Origin of the sequence: Acinetobacter proteolyticus, from assembly GCF_000367945.1 — a bacterium.
In the GTDB taxonomy this organism is placed as follows: domain Bacteria; phylum Pseudomonadota; class Gammaproteobacteria; order Pseudomonadales; family Moraxellaceae; genus Acinetobacter; species Acinetobacter proteolyticus.
In genome coordinates this window covers 306,751-330,637 of record NZ_KB849179.1, presented here as the reverse complement: position 1 = coordinate 330,637, position 23,887 = coordinate 306,751, and the positions used below count along the sequence as shown (strand labels likewise).

The following is a 23,887-nucleotide window of genomic DNA, read 5'->3' as shown; positions in this document are numbered from 1 at the left end:
GTGAACACCTTATAAATGTTTGTTAAATCCACCAGAGACATCCAGTGTCGAACCTGTGGTATACGATGCTAAAGGTGATGCCAAGAACACCAAGGCACGCGCGGGTTCTTCTGGCTTGCCTAAACGCTGCATCGGAATGCCACGGTTCTTGGCAATGTTGCCTGTCCACTGTTCCCATGTTGCATTTGGATCTGAACGGGTTTCAAAACGGCGTTTCCACTGTGCTGATTCCACCATGCCTAACAGGATTGAATTGACCCGAACACCGTACTGGGTAAATTCATGCGCCAATGAATGGGTTAAATTCAGCAGTGCTGCACGTGCAGATGAAGTCGCAATCATATGCGGCTCAGGTTGCAGTGCCAGCAAAGAATTCACATTGGTAATCGACCCGTATGCCGAATGTTTTAAATCATTTAAAAATGCCCGTACTGGATGTAATACACTGAAATACTTCAGTTCAATTTCCTTCATCCAGTCTTCGTCTTGGGTATTTTCAAAATTAGACACACGTCCCTGACCTGCGTTATTGATTAGCATGTCGACATTGCCCAGATGTTGATTGACCTGTTGTGCAAAACGTTTTACATCTTCTTTATCCAAGACATTGCAGATACTGGTGAAGATATTGGCATGCGGATATTTTTCTAAAATATACAGTTTTGATGCAGCCAAACGCTGCTCATCTCGACCGCACCATGCCACCTTGGCACCTTCTGCAACTAAAATTTCGACTGCAGCCAAACCAATGCCTGACGAGCCACCTGTGACAACTGCTACTTTTCCTTCAACTTGGAAGCTCATATCCATATCTCTCGTTTAAGCCTTAATGTGCCGATAAAACAATGTCGTTAAACTGTTCAGGTTGATCGACATAACTCAGATGACCTGCATCTGTAATGAGATGACATCGGCTCAATTGCATTTCTACAGCAAGTTCCTTGATCGCTTGCGCAGGCGTAATTCCATCCTTGTCACCCGCAATCACCACACAAGGAACAGTAAGTTGTGTTAAATAATTTCGAATTTCGTCATAGGCCAACAAATAAGATGCTCGGGTAAAACCCTCTAATGTTAGTTGCCCCATCACCTCATTGACCAAAGCCAGTGCCTGAGGGTCTTGTTTATAAATCAAATGCGGTCCACGGCTGGTAGCCATGCCTGCATTGCCCAAGCTTTTCAACATATTCGGGCGTTTTTGATAAACTTGTGCTTGGGTTTCTTCATCGGAACGTTGATAACCTTGTGCTGCATTGGCAATGATTAAGGTCTGTATCCGTTCAGGATAAAGATGGGCAAAAGCACTGGCTTGTAAAGCACCCAATGAATGTCCAACTACAATAGCTTTTGAAATGTTCAACGCATCTATCAAGCCCAATACTCGCTCCGCATAATCGGCTGCATTGGGTTGATCTATGTTTAAACCATCGGATAAACCATAACCGGGTGCATCCCAAGCAATGACATGAAAATGTTGACTGAGTGTCTCCAACTGCTTAATCCAGGATGCTGAACCTGAGCTAATTCCATGCAGCAAAACCAGCGGCTGGCCTTGACCTGCTTCACGATAAGCTTGCACAGCGCCATTTACGGCAACCGTTTTGACTGGATAGTGAGTTAAACGCTCAATCAGTGTCATCATGTCATTCCTTCAACATTTATAAGATCAATCGGATTAACGTTTGATTTGAGACAATGGATGCTCAGGTGGATAGTTCGGAATGGTTGGTTTACCCGCACCCAACATCACACACATCAAGGCATCTTCCTGACCTGGATTAAATAAGCCACGATAAATACCCGGTGGAATTGAAATCAGGTCACGCTCTTTCAGTCTGGTCTCAAATTTTTCCCCGTTATGTTCAATGAACAGGTCAATTTCGCCACGCAACATGAAAAACACTTCTTCAACATCGTGATGAATATGCAAAGGCCCTTCACATTGCGCAGGTAAAACCATGGTTGAGAAGGTAAAGTTTTCAGCTGGAACCGTATTGCCATCATTAACCACACCTGTTGCACCTGTACCCATATAACGCATTTGTGCGCGACGATATTTCGGGTCATAGTCCGCTTGGAACTTCAAGGCATCAAAATCATATTTACGTGTTTCAAAGCGTGCGATACGGGTATTCAACCAGTCTTGTAAATTTGTACCTTCAGGTTGTGTCCATGATTCGAATTGTTGAGTAGTCATGTTTTAACTCCTAGGTTTTTGATGAACCGTTTGATTAATAACGTTTTAATAAAGGAACTAAGAAGAACGATCCGATCACGGCAACGGCTGCCAAGAAGGTAATTCCTAAATTAAAACTGTGGGTTTGCATCACGATGTAACCGATCAGAACAGGCGCAATTGCGCTGGCAAAATTACCCATTCCGTTGAAAATTCCACCCGCAGTTGCACCAACATCGGCAGTTGTGACACGGGCAAGTAAGGCGAATACTGCTGCGACACCAAAACCCCAAGCCATTGCGCTTAAAGACATTGCCGCGATCACCAGAATCGGATCAGTCATAATCACCATGACATACATAAAGATGCCTGCCACCAACAGGCCACTGAAGACCTGAATAGCACGGCGGCCTAATTTGTCCGAAAGGAATGCGCCAATCACTTCACCAATCAGCATGGCAATGAATGGAAAGCTTGAATAAACCCCAAACTCTTTCAGGTTAAAGCCCTTGTCCTGAATCAGATAAGAAGGTACCCAACTGTTTAGGCCCCAGAGATAGGTCATCAATGCAATATTGAAGATACACACCAACCAAAATGCACGGTTCTGCAATAGAAGTTTGGTGTTGTGAATATGTCCTTTGAAATTGACACGTTTGCTGGTCGATTCCAGTTCGATGGTTTTCTTGAGCTGTAAATTACGTAGACCAAAAGCAATTGCCAGTAATGCAACCACGGTGAGGCCAGACATCACAAAAAACGTGGTGTGCCAATCATGCTTTGCTAATACTGCCGCAGTAATCGGAAAACCCAGAAATGCACCAATCGGTGTGCCCAACAGGAACATGGTCGAAGCGCGCGCTTGCTGGCGATCGGTATAGGTTTGCTTCACAATGGCATAAGCCAATGCAAACAATGGTCCCTCAGCCAAACCGAGCAAAACACGTAGGATCAACATGCCGGTATAGTTGGTAGTAAATCCCATGCAGAACATTAAAATGCCCCACGATGCAACGCTCCAGAACAGCATTTTCTTCGGATTAAAAATATCGCCCAAAAAGCTTAAAAACACCGAAGAGAACCCATAAGCCAACAAGAAGCTGGTCATGAGCCATCCGAGCTTGGCCTTATCCTCTGCAATTCCCATCGCACCTTGAAAGTGCGGGTCAGCAAACAAGACCGCGATACTAATTTTGTCGAAGAATGCCAGTACGACACACACCATCAGGACAAAAGCAGGAACCCAATGCTTTAATCCACTTTTCTCTTCATTACTCATACTTCATTCCTTCGATTGAGTCATGAACCGGATCTAGGGTCCGTTGACATTTCACAGATGGTTTAAATGTCTACAGACTCTAAGCTTTACGGTTTTAATTTCATTACATTAAATTCAGGGTCTGCTAATAAGTTTGGGTCTAACACGGTATTCGACTGCATCCAGCGCTTTGCCAGTTTGACCAGTTTTGAATCATTGATGGCGATCATGTTCAACAAACGGTTTTGATCATCTAAATACAAATAACTGCATTGATCATCTGCGCTTTTTCGAACTACAATCTGCCCTGTTTTTTCAGGTTGATAAGTACCTAAAATCTGAATATTGAAATGATACTGATCTGACCATAACCACGGAATATCGCTATATTCGGTTTCAATACCCAGCATTGATTTTGCTGCTGCGATCGCCTGATTCTGTGCATTGGCCCATGATTGAATGCAATATCCAAGCCCTGGATGAATTGCAACATCACCTGCGGCATAAATATCCTGATCAGAGGTTTGACCAAAACCATTCACCACAATGCCATCTTTGACATCCAAACCCGCATTTACGCCCAATTCTTTGGCAATATCTGCACCTGCACCAACAACCACACAGTCAAACAGCTCACTTGCATGTGGATGATTCACGACTTCGACTTTTTGCTGACCCGCTTCAATCAAATGCAGATTTTTACTGTTCAAATGAATTTGTGTACCCTGTTGCTCATGCATGTTTTTCAAGAACTCAGAGACATCGGGGCTGACACTACGTGCGCATAGACGCTCGCCATATTCAAAAATATGAACTTCTTTACCTTGTTTACGTGCGGTCGCTGCAATTTCCAAACCAATCCAGCCACCACCAATCACGGCTAACTTTTGCGAATGCTGCAAGATTTCGGCTAAACGCTCACAATCCTGAACATTACGTAACGTCACCACATTCGGAATAAACTGCCACGTATTCACAGGAACACGCGCACGGCTACCAGTTGCAATCAACAATTTGTCATACGGTAAAACCTGACCACTTTCCAGAACCACTTGTTTCTGCTGGCGATCGACTTGCGTTGCCACCGCGGGCTTATGCCATTGGATATTAAAATCCTGCACTTGCTCTGGAGAAAACAGATGCAAGCTTTCATAAGTGGCTTCTTTGGACAACACTTGTTTCGACAAAGGTGGTCTTTCGTAAAAGACCCGATCCTCATTGGAGACCACATGGATTTCACCCGAATATCCATTTTGGCGCAAAGTACTGACCGCCCAACCCGCTGCTTGTCCTGCACCCACAATTACGATTCTTTCCATTGCTTGTACTCCCTGCTCTATGTTGCGTTATGCAGGTTTGACTTGACGACGGGTGTGATCATCCAGACCACCTTCAATCGCCCATTCTGTGAAAAGCTCTAAGCGATGTTCTTCAACCCTTGGCTGCCACTCTTCAGTCAAATAGTCATCATTGGTGTAATACTCAAAAGCCCCACCAAGTGGTGAATTGACATACCAGAAATAAGCTGAAGAAATCGGATGACGCCCTGGACCAATAAAGGTTGACCAATCCGAACGGTTCATATGCAATCCGCCACCAATCACCTCATGAATATCACGAACCACGAATGCGACGTGATTGAGTCCTGCAGGTTTATTTGGCACTGAAAGCAAGAACAGATCATGATGGAAACCTTTACCGCGACAGCGTAAGAATGCACCGCGATTGCGATACGCATCCGATAAATGAAAACTAAGTTTCTCACGATAGAAATTTTCAGTTTTTTCTAAATCAGGAGTAAAGAACACCACATGACCTATCGCAACAGGTTGACCTTTGTCATACACAGGACTGGCTGCATTGACACGTTGCACATTGCCATACTGATTAATGCCTTCGGTTTTTAAAGCAGATAGCTCTTGCGTAAAACTCTTTTGAAAACGAATGGTCATGCCATTGGGATCAACGCATTGCACTAAATCAACACTGGCTTGAAAGCCATCAACATCATTTAACGTTAATGCTAAATTTGCCAAATCCTGTGCTGCATCATCTAAACCCCACGTCACTTCACGTAAGGTTGAACCTGATTCAATTGCGGGTGGTAGACGTTGATCATCACAATCAAATAAATAGATCTTACTGCCATTTTGTGTCTGGTAAAGATCCGCCCCTTCAATATCCGACTGGCTTTGCTTAAGACCAAAATCTGCCAAAAACTTATTCGAAGCAGCTCTGTCTTCAACGCCAAACTTTAAAATCTCAATCCCTGTAATCATGAGATGACTCCTTAATTAAAGACAAAACCGCCATTTACTGGGATATTCTGTCCTGTCACAAACGAGGACAAATCTGACAATAAATAAAGGGCTGTTCCGTTCAAATCCTGTGGTAATTGCTGACGTTGAATCGCACGACCGTTGACATATAAATCATGACGTTCCTGCGGCACATATTCTGTTGCTTCAACGAGAGTTAAACCCGGTGATAGCGTGTTAATACAGATATTGAATGGCCCAAGTTCTCTGGCCATGGACCGTGTCATTGCGGTTAATGCACCTTTGCTCGCGACATAGGCCATGAGGTTGGGAGCACCCCATAAAGCAGTATCCGAAGCCACATTAATAATCTTGCCGGCATGAGACAGCTTGAGATAAGGTACACATGCCTTGGTCACCAACCACGTGCCTTTGACATTGATGTTCATCACTCGATCCCAAAGATTTGCGTCATAATCCATCATGCTTTTACCGCCCACATTGGTTGCCAGTGCGGCACAATTCACCAGACCATCCATTCCGCCCATGCGTTCAGCTGCTTGCTGAACGGCCTGCTGGATCGAGTCGGCATTGGCCAGATCAATGCTTACAGCATTCACCGTTAAACCCTGTGCTTGCAAAGCAGCAGCTTCTTGTTGCACCAGATCAGTCAAGATATCAGCCATGACCACTTGCGCACCTGCTTCCGCGATGGCTTGTGCAAAGTCTCGACCCAAGCCTCTTGCCGCGCCTGTGACAAGGACTTTTTTGCCCTGTAACAATGCGACATTAACCATGAACTTGTTCCTGCATTTCAATACGATTCGACGTATTCAATGCTGCAATTTTCTTTAACTGTTTTTCCGCTTCTTTTTTCATTAAGCGACGTAAACGAGACAGACCAACATCATGTTGATACAAGAATTCGTGTTGACGGGCATTCGGTGCAAGATTTTCTAAAATAATCCGATCTTGCTCCAACACATCCCAATGCAATTTTTCTAGATAGTTACGGTAAAGGAAACGCCAGACATTACGTTGCCAGCCACTGACTTTACGGCAGCGCCAGAAAAATACACGGGTATTGTTGGCATCAATTGGTGTGGCATAACCGACAATCCAGAACTCACCACCGGGACCAAAATCTTTACGATACGGGATTGAAAGGCGTAACCAGCTTGCACCGGTATTGGCATATTCAACCCAGTCAAAATTCACACCGACTTGGCCTTCTTTTTCAAAAATAAAACCATGCTCCGTCGAACGATGTTTCATTTCTGCAGTACGATCACCCTCTGCCATCGAATGTGAGGTACAGTGCAAATAACTACCGTGCATCGGGTCCATGACATTATCAATCGCGTACTGATGATTCACTTTCCAGTCCGCCTGACATAAGAATGAACTCCATTCTTCACTTGCCAGTTGCTCAGGAAAATCGAGCGGCTTAGGGGCTTCATTGGCATCAATCCCAAACCACATGAAAATGGCGCCATGCTGCTCGATCACAGGATAGCTTTTGACACATGAAGTGCCTTTCATTGGGCAGTCATGTACCGCAGGCACATCTTCCACCACGCCATCATGGCGAACTTCGACACCGTGATACCAACAAGCAACGCGATTACCGAGGTTCCAACCCAAAGAAAGACGTGCGCCACGATGCGGACAGCGATCTTCCAAAGCATGAACCTGACCTTCTGCATCACGCCAAACCACAATATTTTCGCCTAAACGGGTAATTCCGACTGGATTAGCCGCCACTTCCCAGCTTGCCAGCACTGGATGCCATTGGTCGCGTAAACCTAAATCTAAATATTCTTCTACACTTGGTGTTACTGATACTGCTGCGTTCATCACTATTCTTCCTTGAATTAATAACCTAAACGTTGCATTTCTTCTGAGAAGGTTTCAGAAGTCCAAAGCTCACCAGATTCACAACGGAAGCCTTGTTGATTTAAAGACTGCACTAAATCACCAAGTTCTGTTACACCTGCTGCAAAGGCTTTAATTAAGTACTGAACAAAATCTTGCTCATAGGCCGTTGGCGCTTTATACCGTGTCTGCCAAACCAGAAGCTCTGCCTGACCTGGTATCTGAATATTGTTGATCCCTGCTTCAGTCGCTGGCGTGGCATGAATCCAGTTCGCTAGCTTCTTATTAAATGTTTCCATGAGATTCCATCCTTATAAATAAGATTTATAGTTGAATTTGAACGTCCTGCCCTTCAACACGTACTGGATAAGTACATAGATCGCGGCATCCTGGTCCACTTTTCAACGCACCTGTTTGAATATCAAAAATGGCCTCATGTAATGGACATTCAACGGTTTGATCTTCAATAAAGCCTTCTGTAAGTAAGGCAAAGGCATGCGGGCAAACATTCTCAATAGCAAAATAATTGTCATCGATGAAAAATACGCCAATTTTTTTACCGTCGACTTCTATGGCTTTCGGCTCATCTTCGGTAACGTCGTCTTGCTGACAAACTGAGATCCAACTCATCCTTGCATCCTCATTTGTTTTATATATAAAACAATATTTGATATAACAAACTTTAATAAAGAATACTCCTATGCTGTTTTTTATGTCAAACAATATAAATCTTTAAAAATCATAAATTTGATATTTATTACACATTATCTTACGTTTTACTTAAGAAATTTTGTTTCATATATAAAACTATCTTTTCATTACGCTTTGCAGTTAGAATAGAATCCTAAGAAAATTAAATTTTATGATTTGCGTTTTTTGTAGGAAAATTAAACTGATGAATTCAAGCATTGAAACAGACTCTCAAGAATCTGAACTCACAAAAAATGATGATCGCTATTTAGTCCCTGGCTTAGTGCGTGGCTTGGCAATTTTGCAAGCCTTTAATCAACAAACCCAAGAAATGACCATCACTGAAATTGCCGAAGTTCTGGATGTCAACCGTTCCAGTGCCTTTCGACTGATCTACACGCTGGAATCATGCGGCTTTCTACGCAAAGCGTCACAAAAGACCTATGCACTCGATTCAAAGGTGATGGAACTCGGCTTTAATAGTTTATCTAAACAATCCTTATTGGATTTAGCCACGCCGTTGATGAAAGAACTGCGTGATCAAACCCAACTGGCGGTGCATTTATCCATTCTGGAAGGCACGCATATTGTCTTTATCAATAACATTCAATCCAATGGCACCTTCACCAGCAATATTGGCCTAGGCACGCGCTGGCCCGCACATGCCACTGTGATAGGGCAAATGATGTTGGCAGATCTCAACGAAACGGAAATTCGTGACCGTTATAAAAACTTTAATCAATGGGATACATTCTCAGAACTCACTCCAAAAAATTTCAAGGAGCTGTTACAACGCCTCAGTTTTGTCAAAACTCAACGTTCTATGGTCAGTTGGGGACATTACAATCACGATATGGCGGCCTGTGCTGCACCGATTTTTAAACAATCTACCCATCAAATGGCGGCGGTACTCTCTGTCAGTTGTCCTTTAGGCAGCTATGATGAACATTATTTTAGAAATGAAATTGCCGACACAGTAATTCAGAGTGCAGATAAGATTTCTAAATTTATCTATTAGAGGATAACAAAAAAGCAGCGAAAGCTGCTTTTTTCAAATTTTCTTACTTCAATCATCAGGATTGATCTGTCTGTAATTTATTTTTTAAACGTTTATCCATCGCATCGAATAAAGGACGAGACAAATTCATCATCCATGTGGGTACGGTATTCAATACCGCATTGGCAATCAAACCTGTTTTACTGCTGACACGATAAGATTTATTTTGGATCGCTTTCACAATCCAGCCTGCAGCAGCAGATGTATCCAACATTTTCATGTGTTTGTAGATTGCAGTCTTGGATGACATCGGTGTTCGCACCATTGGGAAATACACAATACTGACATCAATACCTTTGCCTTTCAGTTCCATTGATAATGAACGGGAAAAAGACTCGAGTGCGGATTTACTGGCCAAATAAGCTGAGAATAATGGAATTGGCACTTGAGTAGACATGGTCGAGATATTGACAATATGCCCAGCGCCATTGGCCAAGAAATGCGGTAATAGACCCAGCGTCAGATTGACTGCTGCAAAATAATTAATTTGCATAGTCCGGGTATAATCATGTAGTCGATCCAGTGATTCAAGAATTGGACGGCGAATGGAACGGGCCGCATTATTTACCAAAACATCAATTTTCTGATGTTCAGCCAAAATCTGAGCGATGCAGCTTTGTGCTTGTTCTCCATCAGTCAAATCGGCCTGATAAATAGAGACTCGTCCGCCTTGTGCCTGAATAGTGCTTTGAATGCGTTGCAACTCATCTAAACGACGCGCGATCAGGCAAACCGTAGCCCCTGCTTGCGCCAGTTGTATTGCAGCCTGTTCACCAATTCCACTTGAAGCTCCCGTAATAATGATGGTCTTGTCCATTAAGTCCATTGTTTTCTCCTTGAACACAATATCGCTTCGAATCTATTGATTTACTCATACGACAATTACTGTAGCGTATCTTGATCAAATCAATGTTGTTTTCTATTTTGTATTCACTTCACTATAGAGCTTTAATCTGAAATTGATTAATTTGGGTTGCAATTTTCTTTAACCCACGCGTTGCGGATAGCTTAAGCTGCATCAAGCTGATTTCTGTGACTAATGGGACTTTGCTCTCTAACCAAATGGTATAGGTCAAATGGGTACGTCCCTCCCACTCTGCAAACTCCAGTCGTCCCAGATGATAAGCGAACACGCAATTTTTTATCATTTGATATTCAATCATCTGATTGGGCAAACTCTGCGTGATTTCTTCTTGAATCGGTTTGAACACGCCGACACCCATTTTCCGTATGGAACCCACCCCATCAGTATTCTGATTATCTTCGGATGTTTTAATCACAACCGATTGTATCGGCCATAAAACAGTATTAAAGGTCCGATGTTTAGAAAAAATATGAAAAATGAGATCTACAGGCGCATTAAAGTTTTGTTTCATGACAACAAATTTAGGCATTCGACATCGTCCTTTACAAGATGTGTTCCGAAATTTTTGTTATATGAGGTCGACTCTTCCAAGCTTTACATCATCTCATTAGCGCCTGTTTATCCATCAATCTATATCTAAATTTCGGTCGTATTTTTCTTGTAATTATATAGAGTGCCAGCCACATAGCTTGACACTGCTTCTATTTTTTGACTTCTTGTGCCAATCTTTTGATGATAAAAATATATAACAAGCATAGTCTTATCTAAACAATAGGAAGTGAATCAATTAACATTCACATGCACCAAACATATTGTATACAAAATAAACAGGTGCATCCTCTGGATAGACATCAATATCCTTGACCATGCATAAAACACCTTCACTCAAAATGATCAAAATATCTTGATTGCGGCTGACAACTTTCCCTTTACTGATTATCCTGCTTACTTTCCCTAAATGATTCACTTCTTGAATAAAAAATACTTTTCGCCCTGAATTAATACGACTTGGTATAACTTTCTTATATAAACCACAGTTCTTACAAACCCATTTCTTCACTATCTATTCTCAAGAACAAAAGAAAGATCATATTAAAAATCAAATAAAATAACTGCACATAAAAAACCTAAAAAATTAACAGGATTATCTTTTTTATCTGTATTTTTTAAAAGTTATTTATAAAAAATCAGTTTAGGAAAAAACTTAAAACAAATCAGGACAAAACATATCAACTTGTTTGAAAATTAAAATAAAATTCCAGTCATATCACTAAGCATTAATTTAAAAATATATTTATATCAACAATAAAATACGGCCACTCAAGAAGATGTTACAGACATTTAAATATAATCTACTCATTTTAATATTTTTTACTCAAAGTATTTATCCTACAAGACGTTCAAATGTTCCAATTTATTCATTTTTTAACCATTTTAGGCCATTTATTCGAAAATTAAGAATGACTACTCACATAATAAATCATGCTTAAACAAACATTTCACAACACTCAAGCATTTAATATTCTTATTTATTTTATCTTCCATTTTCTTTTAAATAAAAAAATCATGAGGATTAGAGCTATCAAATTTCAAAAAAACTGATAGCTCCTTTATTTAACATTCAAAATATCTGAACTAATATCAGATGAATCGAGTCTGATATGAAATTTAAGCAAATGAAAAATCATATGTATAAAATGCCCGCTGAATGGACGCCACAACAATGTGTTTGGATGATATGGCCTTATCGTACCGATAACTGGAGACTAGGTGCATTACCTGCACAGCAAGCCTTTGCCAAAGTCGCTGAAGCCATATCTCAAAGCACGCCTGTGTTTATGGCTGTTCCCCATGCTGAAATGAATAAAGCAAAAGCCACGATTCCCGCACATGTCACCTTAGTTGAAATGGAGAGTGATGATGCATGGATGAGAGACACCGGTCCCACCATCGTTAAAGATCCAGCTGGTAACAAGACCGCTGTAGATTGGGTCTTTAATGCATGGGGTGGAGAAAATGGCGGCTTATATTCCAATTGGGATAAAGATCTTAAAGTCGCGAGCCAAGTTGCCCAATTTCATTCCATCCCATTACATCAGTCAGACATGGTTTTAGAAGGTGGTGCGATTCATGTGGATGGTGAAGGGACATTACTGACAACAACCGAGTGTTTGCTTAATCCAAACCGAAACCCAAATCTCACTCAAGCACAAATTGAAGATGAACTCTCCACTTTACTCGGCATTGAGAAATTCATTTGGTTGCCATTGGGTGTGTATAACGATGAAACCGATGGGCATATCGACAACATGTGTTGCTTTGTCCGTCCAGGCGAAGTGGCCTTGCATTGGACTGATGATCAGAATGATCCACAGTATGAGAGTTCGAGACAAGCATTAGACATCCTTGAATCCGTTACCGATGCAAAAGGCAGAAAACTGAAGGTGTGGAAATTACCCGCACCAGGACCTTTATATGCCAGTGAAAATGAAACAATTGACGTTGAAAAAGGCAATGCGATTGAACGTTTTGAAGGTAATCGTCTAGCGGGATCATATGTGAATTATCTGATCAGTAATCAACATATTATCTTCCCCTTATTGGATGAAAGAACCGATGATCAAGCCTATATTTTGTTCCACAAAATGTATCCTGATTATCAAATTACGGGTGTACCGGCGAGAGAAATCTTATTAGGTGGCGGGAATATTCACTGTATTACTCAACAAATTCCCAAATAGCATCTGTATGGATAACTCAATTTTAAATTAATCTACTTACGGTGAGTTTTTATGGCTTGGTTATATTTATTCATTGCAAGTTCATTCGAGATACTTTGGGCCATTGGTCTGAAGTATTCTCGAAACTTATTTGAATGGTCATTTACGATTTTCTTTATAGTCGGGAGTTTCCTATTTTTATTCTTAGCAGCAAAAAAAATGAAGCCTTCTTATGCCTATGTATTTTTTGTTGTACTTGGAACCTTAGGAACTTTCCTTTTTGATACCTATATTATAGAAAATCCAGTGAATTTTATTTCCGTAATTGCGATTGTGATGATCATTATTGGCGTGATCAAACTAAAACAGATCGGAGACTAAAGCATGAGTTGGCTCTTATTAATCATATCTGGAATATTTGAAATATTTGTCGTGAAAAGCATTCGTGACCTAATTCATAAAAAATACAGAACTGCGATTCCGCTCTACATTGTGTCACTTTCAGCTTCGCTGTTTTTATTACATATGGCGATGAAAAACATTGATGTTTCAATATCCTATGCCGTTTATACAGGGATCGGTGTGATTGGAACCATTTTAATGGGCATTTTCTTTTGGGGTGAACGAAAAAGTGTGGAGAAGTTTTTTTATGTCGGTGTCATTGTCACGGGCGTCATTACCTTAAAACTTGCCAGTTAAAAACATTTAAACTGTTGTAGACAGCGATATATCCCCTATATCGCTGTCTTTGCTACTCTTTATGCTGGGATTTGCTGGGTAATACAGTGAATATTGCCACCGCCCAATAAAATCTCACGTGCAGGAACACCAGTAATTAAATAATCTGGATACATCTGCTGGAAGATCGCCTTGGCTTGTTCATCTGTACGCTGATCCAGTAATGGGAAAATGATTTGCTGATTACTGATCAGATAATTCACATATGATCCCGCTAGACGATTACCTTCAAAACGTTCAATCGCATTGCCTTTTTCAACGTCAATCGTTTCATTTTCACTGGCATATAAAGGTCCTGGAGATGGCAACTTCCACACCTTTAACTTTCGCCCCTGTGCATCTTTGCTATTTTCAAGCACCTTTAATGCCGCGACAGATCGTGGATATTGGGGATCATTAGGATCATCAGTCCAATGCAATGCAACTTCCCCGGGACGGACAAAGCAACACATATTATCGACATGCCCATCCGTTTCATCATTAAATACGCCTTCAGGTAACCAAATAAAATGACTTACGCCGAGACATTCTGTAAGAGTATTCTCAATTTCAGTCTGAGTCAGATTTGGGTTTCGGTTTGGATTAAGCAAACACTCGGCTGTTGTCAGTAATGTCCCTTCACCATCGACATGAATCGCACCTCCTTCCAATATGAGAGAAGTCGAATAGGTTTCAAGATCATGTCGTGCTGAAATCTGCTGAGCAATTAATTGATCTTGATCCCATGGAAAGTATAAGCCGCCATTTTTACCACCCCACGCATTGAACACCCAGTTAATCCCTTTCCGCACTCCCGCAGCATTCTTGACAATACTTGGCCCCGTATCACGTGTCCACGCATCATCACTTTCCATTTCAACCAATGTCACTTGCGCTGGCATCGTTTGACGGGCTTTATCCATTTCAGCTGATGGAACTGCCATAAATACAGGCGTGGTTTGAGCAATTGCTGCTGCAACTTGAGCAAAAGCCTGCTGAGCGGGTTGTCCATTGGCGCGCCAATTATCGGTACGATAAGGCCAAATCATCCAGACGGCTTCTTGAGGCGACCATTCACCTGGCATCTGAAAACCATCTTGGTTAGGTGTATTCATTGTTTGTTGCATATCCTGTTTTTCCACAACTTTTAAATCCTTAGAAATATTTTTTAACTGAGTAAGCCTTCAGGTGGTTGCACCAAAGGAAATCGGCTGCTTTCTCAATTTTTTATAAAGTAAAAGCAAAACACCTGTGGCCAGCCATATTCCGCCAAACTCCAAAGCTGATTTTTCGAGGTGTAACCACAACCCTAATAAACACAGCACCGAAGCCAATGGCAGCAATAAATTGAAGAAAATATTTTTAAATCCAGCCCGTTCTTTGCGTATCACGAAAAATTTCATAAATACCGAAAAGTTCACCATGGTAAAGGCAATCAAGGCACCAAAACTCACCAGACTGACGACTGTTGCTAAGTCCACGACAATCGCGAGCAACGAAATCATGCCGACAAAAAAGATCGAATATAAAGGTGTACCTAATCGAGCATTCACGGAACCAAATACTTTTTGGTTAAATACCCCGTCTCGGCCCATGATATACAGCAACCGCGATGCGCTGGCATGCGAGGCCAAACCTGATGCAAAAGCATTCATGATTTGTACAGTCAACAGTGCAGACTGGAAGAATACCCCACCGACATACAGTGCAATTTCAGGTAAAGCCTCATCTGGATTTTTAAACTGTTCCAACGAAGGGAAAGACAATTGCACAAACCAAGACACCGTAATAAAGATAATCCCGCCCAATACCGTGGTGAGTATGATTGCGCGCGGAATGGTCTTGGTTGGATTCTTGCTTTCATGCGCCAAGGTAGAAACAGCATCGAAACCTAAATATGAGAAACAAACCAGTGAGACACCTGTGAGTAACGTTAGATATTCAGGATTACCATTAAACAGTGGTGTGAGCGTCATCACACTGCCATAGCCGTGGGAGTTACCAATGCCTGTGACCACCAAAAAGATAAACACCAGCATCATTGCAATCGTGGCAGCAATAAATACGAAACTAAAATTGGCGAGAATATTGATTCGGAAACTGTTAATCAGGGTTAACAGCCCCACCATAATAATTACCCATCCGGTATAGGAGATATCAGGCATCAATGCATTCAGATAGAAAGACGCCAATAGCACATTGACCAGCGGGATCAGCAGATAATCAATCAGTGAACACCAGCCCACAAAAAAGCCCGCAGTCTTGCCACAGGTCTCCGTGGTATAGGTATAGGCAGAACCTGATTTTGGCGATAATTTACTAAAACGAGCATAACTGAAAGCCGTTAACAACATTGCGATTAGCGCCAAAACATAGGCCAGTGGGACACGTCCTTCAGTCACTCTGGAAATAATACCAAAGGTATCAAATACCGTTGCGGGTGCCATATAGGCCACACCAATGACAACGACTTGCCAAAGTGAAAGTCCTTTCCGATTATTCTCGCTTTCCATGCATATTTCTCCTGCATCAATGCAAACACTGTTTAGTGCATTGTTTTTTCACCGCATTGGCGTTGTATTGAAAAGAGAAGTCCCTTTCTCGATTCAATAACCTGTTAAAAATGGATTAGATCGTGATTACATTTTCCTCTAAATAACTTTGAATCCCGGACTCACCGAGTTCACGTCCAATGCCACTCTTTTTGAAACCACCCCACAATGAGCCTGGCTGAATCATTTGGAATGAATTGATCCAGATATGACCAGAACGCAAGCGTTTGGCGATATTTTTTCCGCGTTGCACAGAACCCGTCATGATGGTTGCAGCCAAACCAAACTCAGAATCATTGGCTAAGCGCACAGCCTCATCTTCGGTTGCAAAACTACGACAGCACATCACAGGACCAAAAATTTCTTCTTTCCAAAGTCGGCTGTCGGTAGGCACATCAATAAATACATGCGGTTGGATAAAGAAACCCTTGTTCGGTAAAGCAATTTGGTTCAAGTCAATCAATGCTTGAAGTTGCTCTTGCTGCGCGATGCTTAAATATTCATGCACTTTATTGAATTGCTTTTGCGTGGTCATCGGACCCATCGCCAATGGTCCGGTAAGATCCGTGCCAAGCTGCATCGACTCCACAGCTGATTTCAGTTTTTGGTAGAAAGGCTCAGCAATGGATTGATGCACCAATAAGCGTGAGGTCGCAGAACACATTTGACCGCTGTTATAGAACATCCCGCCTAAAGCTTTATCTACAGCCTCATCTAAATCTGCATCTTCCAGAATTAAAATCGGTGATTTTCCACCAAGTTCCAAGGTCACACGTTTGACAGAGGGTGCCGCAGCCTGCATTACATGAATTCCGACTTCAGTGCTGCCCGTAAATGAGACTTTTTGCACATCTGCATGCACCACCAAATGTTGCGCTGCAACAGCATCCCCAAGAATCAGGTTAAACACCCCTTGCGGAAACTGAATTTGATCTAAAATTTCAGTAAAGGTATATTCAGGTAATGGCACCAGTTCAGACGGTTTAAAAACAATGCTACAACCCGCCGCTAGCGCAGGTGCAATTTTCCATGCACTGGTAATTAACGGAAAATTCCACGGCGTAATCAATGCAACCACGCCCACAGGGTTCTGTTGATGGGTAAGTTCAGTCCCATCTTCACATTGCGTGGTTTGACTCAACGCCATGTTCTGCACTAAATCCGCATAATAGCGATAGCACTTGATACTATTATCAACATCCACCTGTGCTTGCTCAGATGACTTGCCATTATTTTGATGGGAAAGTTCAATCAGTCGAGTTTTCTCAGTTTCAAGCTGGTCAGCGATTTTGTTTAACCACTCTGCTCGTTGTTGAGGCGTGGTCGTACTCCATGCATCGAGCGCTTGATTGGCAGCATTGACCGCCGCATCAACATCATCTGTAGAAGCAGCGGTAAAATGAAGAATCTGCTCTTCATTATTCGGGTTGATCACCGCAATTTGTGATGTGCCTGTAGTTGCCTGCCACTTGCCATTGATATAATTCTTCATCTGCTTACTCGCCTTCAGTTCATCCATCCATTTGAAGTATTCTGATTACAAGAACTTCAGAACTGCTTCGCAATGGTATAAACCTTTATTACTCAGCCATTTCGGTCCATATCTTTTATTTCTATTTCCCCCTCCCCCTATGATTTTAGCTTGAGGGGCTCAGCTCACCCCGGAGGGCAAGCTGAAATTAAGAGGAATAAACACTGATCTTTCAGTTTATAGATGCCCTTCGGCTTTAAGCTCTTGGATAGTATTTTGAATTGCATGACGTAAAGTCTTCACTGCAAAATCAACTTGATCACGGGTCAAGATCAGCGGTGGTGATAACACATTCATGTGACCAACTGGGCGTACGATCAGACCTAATTTTTGACAATGATTGGCAATACGTTTTCCAACACCCACCGAACGATCAAACAGTTCTTTGGTTTGTTTATTACGTAAGTTTTCAATACACATCATGAATTTTTTGCCACGTACTTCACCGACGATTTCAAGATCAGCCAAGGTTTTTAACTGTTGCTCAAAATAAGCGCCCATGTCTTGCACATGCTCACAAATATTTTCTTTTTCAATGATTTCAATATTTTTAAGTGCAGCAACACAGCTCACTGGATGACCTGAATAAGTAAAACCATGGGTTAACAGACCACCTTCATGGTGAGGCTTGCTGATCGCATCATAAATTTCATCAGAAATAATGGTTGCGCCTAATGGCAAGTAACCTGAAGACAAGCCTTTGGCACAGGTAATGATGTCTGGAACAATGCCAAATACCGCCTCTGAAGCAAACATATGTCCCAAACGACCAAATGCAGTCACCACTTCATCAGACACATACAACACGTTGTACTTTTTACACACAGCTAAGGTTTTGGCATGGTAGCCTTCTGGTGGAACAATCACGCCGCCTGCACCCATGATTGGCTCAGCAAAGAATGCTGCAACGTTATCTGGGCCTAACTCCAAAATCGTATCTTCCAGTTCCTGCACTTTTTCATTACAGAAATCTTCCATCGATTGAGATTCAGGCTTGCGATATGGATTCGGGCATGAAACGTGATGGACTAATTGATTGTGAATCTCAAAGCCAACATGATCGGCTTCAATTCCTGTTAAGGTCATACTGATATAAGTACTGCCGTGATAAGCATCCTTACGAGCAATCAGCTTTTTCTTAGATGGCTTGCCAATTTGATAAAAATAATGGTGAATCAAACGCACAGCGGTATCATTGGCAACCGAACCACCACAACCATAGAACACATGGTTTAAGTTACCCGGTGCTAACTCTGCCAGTTTGGCAGCCAACTTTGCTGCTGGTGCAGTCGTTTGATGCCCAAATGGAGAGTAATAAGGCAATTGCATAATTTGCTCAGCAACCGCATCTGCAATTTCTTTACGTCCATAGCCGACATTGACACACCATAAGCCGCCGATACCATCTAGGTATTTATTGCCATGTGCATCATAAACATAGACATTTTCACCTTTAGACATAATTAAAGAACCTTCGTCTTTAAATGTCGAAAAATCTGTCCATGGGTGAATCACATGGTCTTTATCTTTTTGCCAGATATCTTGAATATCAATTTCTACTGGTAATTTAGAGTTCATCGTTGTCCGTCCTCAATATTTGCAGTACTTCTTTTAGAAGTCTGCATTTCCTACATTTCGCTCTTGGCTTTAATCGTTAAATGGTTGCTGCATGCGCTGATGAATCTTGCGCAGCATAGTTTCTGTCATAATTTAGAATGGCATTGAGTAGCACATCGGCACCTTGTGCCGCATCATTCGCATAGATGTCTTCTGCTTCGTTATGGCTCAGCCCATTGATACATGGAATAAAAATCATGGTGGTTGGGCAGTGTTTGGCAATATTGATTGCATCGTGGCCTGCACCGCTGACGATGGTCTGATTGCTATATCCCAAACTGTCTACAGCATCTTGTACGGTTGCCACACAAGCGCGATCAAAATAGGTCGCTGGGCTTAACCAATGTTGTGAAATGCTGATCTCTAAATCTCGTTGTGCAGCCAATGAATGCAACAGTTTATGCGTTGCTTGTTCCATCGCTTTTAGTTCTGAATCATCAGGATTACGTAAGTCAATGGTCCACTGGATTTGACCAGGAATGGTATTACGTGACGAATTCGCGACCTGCATTTCACCAAAGGTCACTAAACCTTCTGGAAATTGTTCCAAAATGCATTGCTCTAAAGCCACAATCATTTCAGCCGTACCGACCATGGTGTCTTTACGCATACTCATTGGCGTGGTGCCTGCGTGTGCTGCTCGACCTTTGGTTTCAATATCCAACCAGAGAATCGCTTGTCCACCTGTCACCACACCAATCGAAATCTCGTTTTTTTCCAGTACAGGGCCTTGCTCGATATGCGCTTCGTAATAGGCTTGGAATGGACGAGCCAATGGGTAATTGCCAAGTTGTCCAGTACGCACCAGTTCCGCAAAAACGGAAACACCTTGTTTATCTGTGCTGTCATAAATTTGTTGTTTAGGAATGACACCCGCAAAAGCCGCAGAACCCATCATCGCTGGAGTAAAACGAGCACCTTCTTCATTCATCCAAACCACAAGTTCAAGCGGATGAGTGGTGGTGATTTTCTCTTCGGCCAAACGCTGCAAAACTTCCATGCCAGCCAGCACACCATAAATTCCATCAAAGCGGCCACCCTTGGGTTGAGTATCTAAATGACTTCCCATCACAATCGGCAAGGCAGTATCATTTTGACCAGAACGACGTAAGATTAAATTTCCGACTTCATCGTAATGTACAGAAAGATCAATTCTGTCCGCCCACTCCAACAATAAAGCTCGACCTGCAATATCTTCATCGCTGAGTGCTAAACGGGTATTGCCGCCCTTATCAGTTGCACCAATTTTTGCCATTTCCATGAGCATTTGCCATAATCGCTCTGCATTCACTCTCATTGTCTTGCACATCCCTTTTTAAATATCTTTAGAGTCGCCTTAGCATCCACTTTGATAAATAATTCAAGAAAAGACGAGTACCAATTTCACCACTCTTTTAGGAACCAATTTCGTTGTTATCGAACAGAACGTAAAAAAACATTATTTTTCAATAAAATAATCCCTATAAAAATGAATAAAATTATATTTTTTCAAGTGATCAAATGCCTATTATTAAACCACTGTAAATCAGCTTTAAATTTGAATTGGCTCCTACCCTTATTTTTCTGTTTTATAGGTAAAACATGTTGATCCTAATGGACGAAAAATATGACGATGGCTTTATTATTTTCTCTTCTCATCATAATAAAAAAGCCTCAGGCCTACGCTGAAAAATAAGATGAGTTCATCTATATTTTCAAAATATTGGACCTAAGGCTGTTTATTTTACAGGAGCAGATTTTACAAATTGCAAAATGATCAATTAGAATGTTCTGGTCAAGCTAAACACCACAGTTGAATCGGCATTTTTCAAGGCCTTATTCACATTACCATCGGCATAATACAGATCAAAAATAAAATCCTGATAGTTAAAATCGACACCTATTTTATAATCATAAAAATGTTTCTTTTCATCAGTTGCCCACAATAATTCATAGGCCTCGTTACTTGAGAACTGGTTATAGGCAGCCTGTGCATAAGCATGCCATTTGTCAGCGACAGGATAGCGATAACCGACCTCATAACGCAGCATCTTCCCTGTTTCTAGAGTGTAGTCTGGTGAATAATAAAATGAGAGATTCAGTTGATCTTGTTGATTCAATAGCCCTGATGCAAACAACCCAATTGAATACTCCTCAAAGTCGACCCGTGGTAAGGTTTTATCTTCACCGGGGTAATTGACATCCAAATATTGTAGATTCAACTTTAAGTGATCATTGAATTGGTAATCATAGCCAAGGTAATAGTCGAACTCGACACTGCTACCGATATCGAGTTGTATATTCGAGGCAAAAAGCTGTGCGTATAAACCTGAATCATGATCTGCTCTTAAGGTCCCCTGAACGGCAGGCTTACCCTGCGTCTGGGTTGTGCCGCGCCAGTAGTATTCCGTTAGAAATGCCAGCGAACCACTCACAGCAAACTGATCTTTAAATGCTTTCGTTTCTGCGGCTTGCACATTGATTGTTGAAAATATTGCTGATGTGAAAATCCCTAGCAGCACTGTATTTTTTATCATTCACTTATTCCATTAGTACATGATTATTCTTGAATTTTCATTGTCTTTAATTTTGAAATAAAACCGAGAACCAATTTAAATAAAAATATAGGAACCATTTATTTTTTAAGCAAAATGCGTTTAATCATGATTTAAAATAAAGTCGCAAAAAATAAAAAAAGCCCGCAGGCTTTTTTATTTCACTCAATTTATTATTTACTGTTCAGCTTACCGTCATAAACTTTTTCACCTGCAAACCAAGTTTGAGCCACTTTCCAATCCTTAATGTCTTTATTTAATGGCGTTTGGAAAGCCCCTTGTAAAACCACAAAATCCGCCCATTTTCCTACACTAATACTGCCAATTTCATTGCCCCAGCCTGCGACATTGGCGGGTGCTTGGGTATAGGCATACAAGGCTTCATCCAAACTCAAGGCATTATCGCTATAACGGGTCTTGCCGTTATATTCACGGAACACGACATCACTCAACTGTAGCATTGGATTTTCAGGGGCCGTTGGCCAGTCGCTGCCCAACACCATCGACGCACCACTACTCAATAACGACTGCCAAGCATAGCTATACGGCATTCGTGCTTCACCGAGACGCGACTCCTGATAATTACCAGCAATGGCATGGTCTGGCTGCATGGAAGCAACAACCCCTAATTCAGCAAAGCGAGGGATTGCCGTTTTAGTGGTAACTTCAATATGCTCAATCCGATTGATCAGTTGACGGTGTTTCGGACTGTTTTCAATCGCATTCAATGCCATATCCACACTTTTGTCACCGATGGCATGGATCGCCACAGGAAAGCCCACGTCGTTGGCATTTTTCACGATGTCATTCAATTTTGGCTGTGAGGTAATGGGTTCAATGTTGAAATGGTGTCGATCGGCATAAGGTTCATTCAGTGCAGCGGTATAGCTCATCAGCGTACCATCAACAAAATACTTCATATAGCCAAAACGGAACTGCGGTCCTTTCTGCCATTGCTGCTCTTTTTGGATAAAACGTTGATTGAGTTGATCGCGTTGTTTGGCATAGCTTTGTAGCTGTGCCAGTGTTGCCTGATCTTCACCTGCCATTAATCCAAAACGAATACGCATCGGTAACTGTTTCTGTGACTCAAGCAAAGCGGGATATACCGTAGCGAGTTCAGCCCACATATCATGTACCGAGGTGATTCCCAGGCTGTTAAAATGAGCAACGATTTTTTCAACCACTGGGATTGCTGCTTTGCCTGAGAGTAATGCTTTTGTATATTGCGGGCTGGCTAAGATCAGTTGATTGGCTGCCGTTTCTTTAAAAATTCCTGTCGGCTCACCTGTTTGTGGATCTTTAACAATCTCCCCCCCTTCTGGTGCTTTGGTATTTTTATCGATTCCCAGCAATTGCATCGCCTTGCTGTTCACCCACACGGTATGATAATCAATATCCTGTAACACTACAGGTCGATCAGGCACAATTGCATCCAGCTCCTGACGCGTTGGCATACGGGTGTCCTTCATTGCACTGACATCCCAACGACCACCAACCAACCATGCATCTTTCGGTAACTCTTTGTCGCGTTTGGCAATCAATTTAAACCATTCTTGCCGATCGGTGATCCCAAACAGATCCACGCCTTCCCAAAGTTCCAGACCGCCTAACAGATGGGTGTGGGCATCGGTTAACCCTGGAAGGACTGTTTTACCTTGGGCATCAATCACCTGTGTTTTTGGGCTTGCCATATTTTGAATAAAGGCATTATTACCAACAGCCAGAAACTTGCCATCTTTAATTGCAAATGCTTGTGCTTTCGGTTTGGCTGGATTTGAAGTTCGGATATCTGCATTCATCACAATGATGTCCGCTTGTGGGGTTTGTGCCTGAGTCCCGAAGGTCATCAGACAAACGCTAAGTCCTAAGCATAATTTCTTTTTCATAAGTCCGTTATTCCATTATCCATATTTATTTTTGCACTTTTCATTGTCTGTGATTTTTCAACAAAACCGAGAACCAATTTGATTGAAAACATAGGTACCATTTAAATAAACATGAAAATCGAGATGCAATGGATCTCAAAAAATTACC

General features: G+C 41.9%; 24 protein-coding genes. 4 read left to right on the top strand and 20 right to left on the bottom strand.

Annotated elements, in window-relative coordinates; genetic code table 11:
* Positions 1 to 9: 9 nt before the first annotated feature.
* From F993_RS15230 to F993_RS15275, 10 genes are all read right to left on the bottom strand, one after another.
* Positions 10 to 804: an SDR family oxidoreductase gene (locus F993_RS15230; RefSeq protein WP_004652932.1), complete on the bottom strand. Its 795-nt coding sequence runs from the start codon at positions 802 to 804 to the stop codon at positions 10 to 12.
* Between the two features lie 22 nt (positions 805 to 826).
* Positions 827 to 1,642, bottom strand: coding sequence for an alpha/beta fold hydrolase (locus F993_RS15235; RefSeq protein ID WP_004652931.1), 816 nt, complete (start codon positions 1,640 to 1,642; stop codon positions 827 to 829).
* Between the two features lie 33 nt (positions 1,643 to 1,675).
* Positions 1,676 to 2,197, bottom strand: a complete 522-nt coding sequence (locus F993_RS15240; protein WP_004652930.1) for a cupin domain-containing protein — start codon at positions 2,195 to 2,197, stop codon at positions 1,676 to 1,678.
* Between the two features lie 34 nt (positions 2,198 to 2,231).
* Positions 2,232 to 3,455 carry an MFS transporter gene (locus F993_RS15245; protein WP_004652928.1) on the bottom strand — a complete coding sequence of 408 codons (1,224 nt, stop codon included), beginning with the start codon at positions 3,453 to 3,455 and terminating at the stop codon, positions 2,232 to 2,234.
* A gap of 86 nt (positions 3,456 to 3,541) precedes the next feature.
* Positions 3,542 to 4,753, bottom strand: coding sequence for an NAD(P)/FAD-dependent oxidoreductase (locus F993_RS15250; protein WP_004652927.1), 1,212 nt, complete (start codon positions 4,751 to 4,753; stop codon positions 3,542 to 3,544).
* A gap of 27 nt (positions 4,754 to 4,780) precedes the next feature.
* A complete protein-coding gene (locus tag F993_RS15255; protein ID WP_004652925.1) occupies positions 4,781 to 5,713 on the bottom strand; it encodes a VOC family protein in 933 nt (310 codons plus the stop codon).
* A gap of 11 nt (positions 5,714 to 5,724) precedes the next feature.
* Positions 5,725 to 6,489 carry an SDR family oxidoreductase gene (locus F993_RS15260; RefSeq protein ID WP_004652924.1) on the bottom strand — a complete coding sequence of 255 codons (765 nt, stop codon included), beginning with the start codon at positions 6,487 to 6,489 and terminating at the stop codon, positions 5,725 to 5,727.
* Complete coding sequence (locus F993_RS15265) at positions 6,482 to 7,549, bottom strand: aromatic ring-hydroxylating oxygenase subunit alpha (RefSeq protein ID WP_004652923.1); 1,068 nt, start codon at positions 7,547 to 7,549, stop codon at positions 6,482 to 6,484. The genes F993_RS15260 and F993_RS15265 overlap by 8 nt, the downstream gene beginning before the upstream one ends.
* 17 nt (positions 7,550 to 7,566) lie before the next feature.
* Positions 7,567 to 7,866 (bottom strand): recombinase-like helix-turn-helix domain-containing protein, encoded by a 300-nt coding sequence (locus F993_RS15270; RefSeq protein ID WP_004652921.1) that lies wholly within the window; start codon positions 7,864 to 7,866, stop codon positions 7,567 to 7,569.
* A 25-nt stretch (positions 7,867 to 7,891) separates the two neighbouring features.
* The gene (locus tag F993_RS15275; RefSeq protein ID WP_004652920.1) at positions 7,892 to 8,197 is read right to left on the bottom strand and encodes a non-heme iron oxygenase ferredoxin subunit; all 306 of its coding nucleotides are present in this window, start codon (positions 8,195 to 8,197) and stop codon (positions 7,892 to 7,894) included.
* 265 nt (positions 8,198 to 8,462) lie between these two features.
* Here F993_RS15275 and F993_RS15280 point away from each other — a divergent pair, with 265 nt between their 5' ends.
* Positions 8,463 to 9,275, top strand: a complete 813-nt coding sequence (locus tag F993_RS15280) for an IclR family transcriptional regulator (RefSeq protein ID WP_004652919.1) — start codon at positions 8,463 to 8,465, stop codon at positions 9,273 to 9,275.
* A 55-nt stretch (positions 9,276 to 9,330) separates the two neighbouring features.
* Here the strand turns inward: F993_RS15280 and F993_RS15285 are convergent, their stop codons facing one another.
* From F993_RS15285 to F993_RS15295, 3 genes are all read right to left on the bottom strand, one after another.
* Complete coding sequence (locus F993_RS15285) at positions 9,331 to 10,140, bottom strand: SDR family NAD(P)-dependent oxidoreductase (protein ID WP_004652918.1); 810 nt, start codon at positions 10,138 to 10,140, stop codon at positions 9,331 to 9,333.
* 112 nt (positions 10,141 to 10,252) lie between these two features.
* Entirely contained in the window at positions 10,253 to 10,708 is a 456-nt protein-coding gene (locus tag F993_RS15290) for an SRPBCC family protein (RefSeq protein WP_004652917.1), read from the bottom strand.
* A 258-nt stretch (positions 10,709 to 10,966) separates the two neighbouring features.
* Positions 10,967 to 11,239 (bottom strand): hypothetical protein, encoded by a 273-nt coding sequence (locus tag F993_RS15295; RefSeq protein WP_004652916.1) that lies wholly within the window; start codon positions 11,237 to 11,239, stop codon positions 10,967 to 10,969.
* 601 nt (positions 11,240 to 11,840) lie between these two features.
* On the opposite strand from F993_RS15295, the gene aguA (F993_RS15300) reads away from it, so the two are divergent.
* Genes aguA (F993_RS15300) through F993_RS15310 form a run of 3 tightly spaced genes read left to right on the top strand, consistent with a single transcriptional unit; the run spans position 11,841 to position 13,598 of the window.
* Positions 11,841 to 12,920 carry an agmatine deiminase gene (gene aguA / locus F993_RS15300; protein ID WP_004652915.1) on the top strand — a complete coding sequence of 360 codons (1,080 nt, stop codon included), beginning with the start codon at positions 11,841 to 11,843 and terminating at the stop codon, positions 12,918 to 12,920.
* Positions 12,921 to 12,971: 51 nt separating this feature from the next.
* Positions 12,972 to 13,280, top strand: coding sequence for a DMT family transporter (locus F993_RS15305; RefSeq protein WP_004652914.1), 309 nt, complete (start codon positions 12,972 to 12,974; stop codon positions 13,278 to 13,280).
* A 3-nt stretch (positions 13,281 to 13,283) separates the two neighbouring features.
* Complete coding sequence (locus F993_RS15310; protein WP_004652912.1) at positions 13,284 to 13,598, top strand: DMT family transporter; 315 nt, start codon at positions 13,284 to 13,286, stop codon at positions 13,596 to 13,598.
* A 59-nt stretch (positions 13,599 to 13,657) separates the two neighbouring features.
* Here the strand turns inward: F993_RS15310 and aguA (F993_RS15315) are convergent, their stop codons facing one another.
* The 7 genes from aguA (F993_RS15315) to F993_RS15345 all read right to left on the bottom strand — a co-directional run bounded on the left by aguA (F993_RS15315) (position 13,658) and on the right by F993_RS15345 (position 23,739).
* On the bottom strand, positions 13,658 to 14,743 hold the full coding sequence (gene aguA / locus F993_RS15315; protein WP_004652911.1) for an agmatine deiminase: 1,086 nt from the start codon (positions 14,741 to 14,743) through the stop codon (positions 13,658 to 13,660).
* Positions 14,744 to 14,800: 57 nt separating this feature from the next.
* The gene (locus tag F993_RS15320) at positions 14,801 to 16,129 is read right to left on the bottom strand and encodes an APC family permease (protein WP_004652910.1); all 1,329 of its coding nucleotides are present in this window, start codon (positions 16,127 to 16,129) and stop codon (positions 14,801 to 14,803) included.
* Positions 16,130 to 16,244: 115 nt separating this feature from the next.
* Positions 16,245 to 17,660 (bottom strand): aldehyde dehydrogenase family protein, encoded by a 1,416-nt coding sequence (locus tag F993_RS15325; RefSeq protein ID WP_004652909.1) that lies wholly within the window; start codon positions 17,658 to 17,660, stop codon positions 16,245 to 16,247.
* A gap of 216 nt (positions 17,661 to 17,876) precedes the next feature.
* Positions 17,877 to 19,277 (bottom strand): aminotransferase, encoded by a 1,401-nt coding sequence (locus tag F993_RS15330; protein WP_004652908.1) that lies wholly within the window; start codon positions 19,275 to 19,277, stop codon positions 17,877 to 17,879.
* 76 nt (positions 19,278 to 19,353) lie between these two features.
* Positions 19,354 to 20,613, bottom strand: a complete 1,260-nt coding sequence (locus F993_RS15335) for a Zn-dependent hydrolase (RefSeq protein ID WP_004652907.1) — start codon at positions 20,611 to 20,613, stop codon at positions 19,354 to 19,356.
* A 463-nt stretch (positions 20,614 to 21,076) separates the two neighbouring features.
* Positions 21,077 to 21,832, bottom strand: a complete 756-nt coding sequence (locus tag F993_RS15340; RefSeq protein ID WP_004652906.1) for a TorF family putative porin — start codon at positions 21,830 to 21,832, stop codon at positions 21,077 to 21,079.
* Between the two features lie 191 nt (positions 21,833 to 22,023).
* Entirely contained in the window at positions 22,024 to 23,739 is a 1,716-nt protein-coding gene (locus F993_RS15345) for an amidohydrolase (protein WP_004652905.1), read from the bottom strand.
* Positions 23,740 to 23,887: the final 148 nt, after the last annotated feature.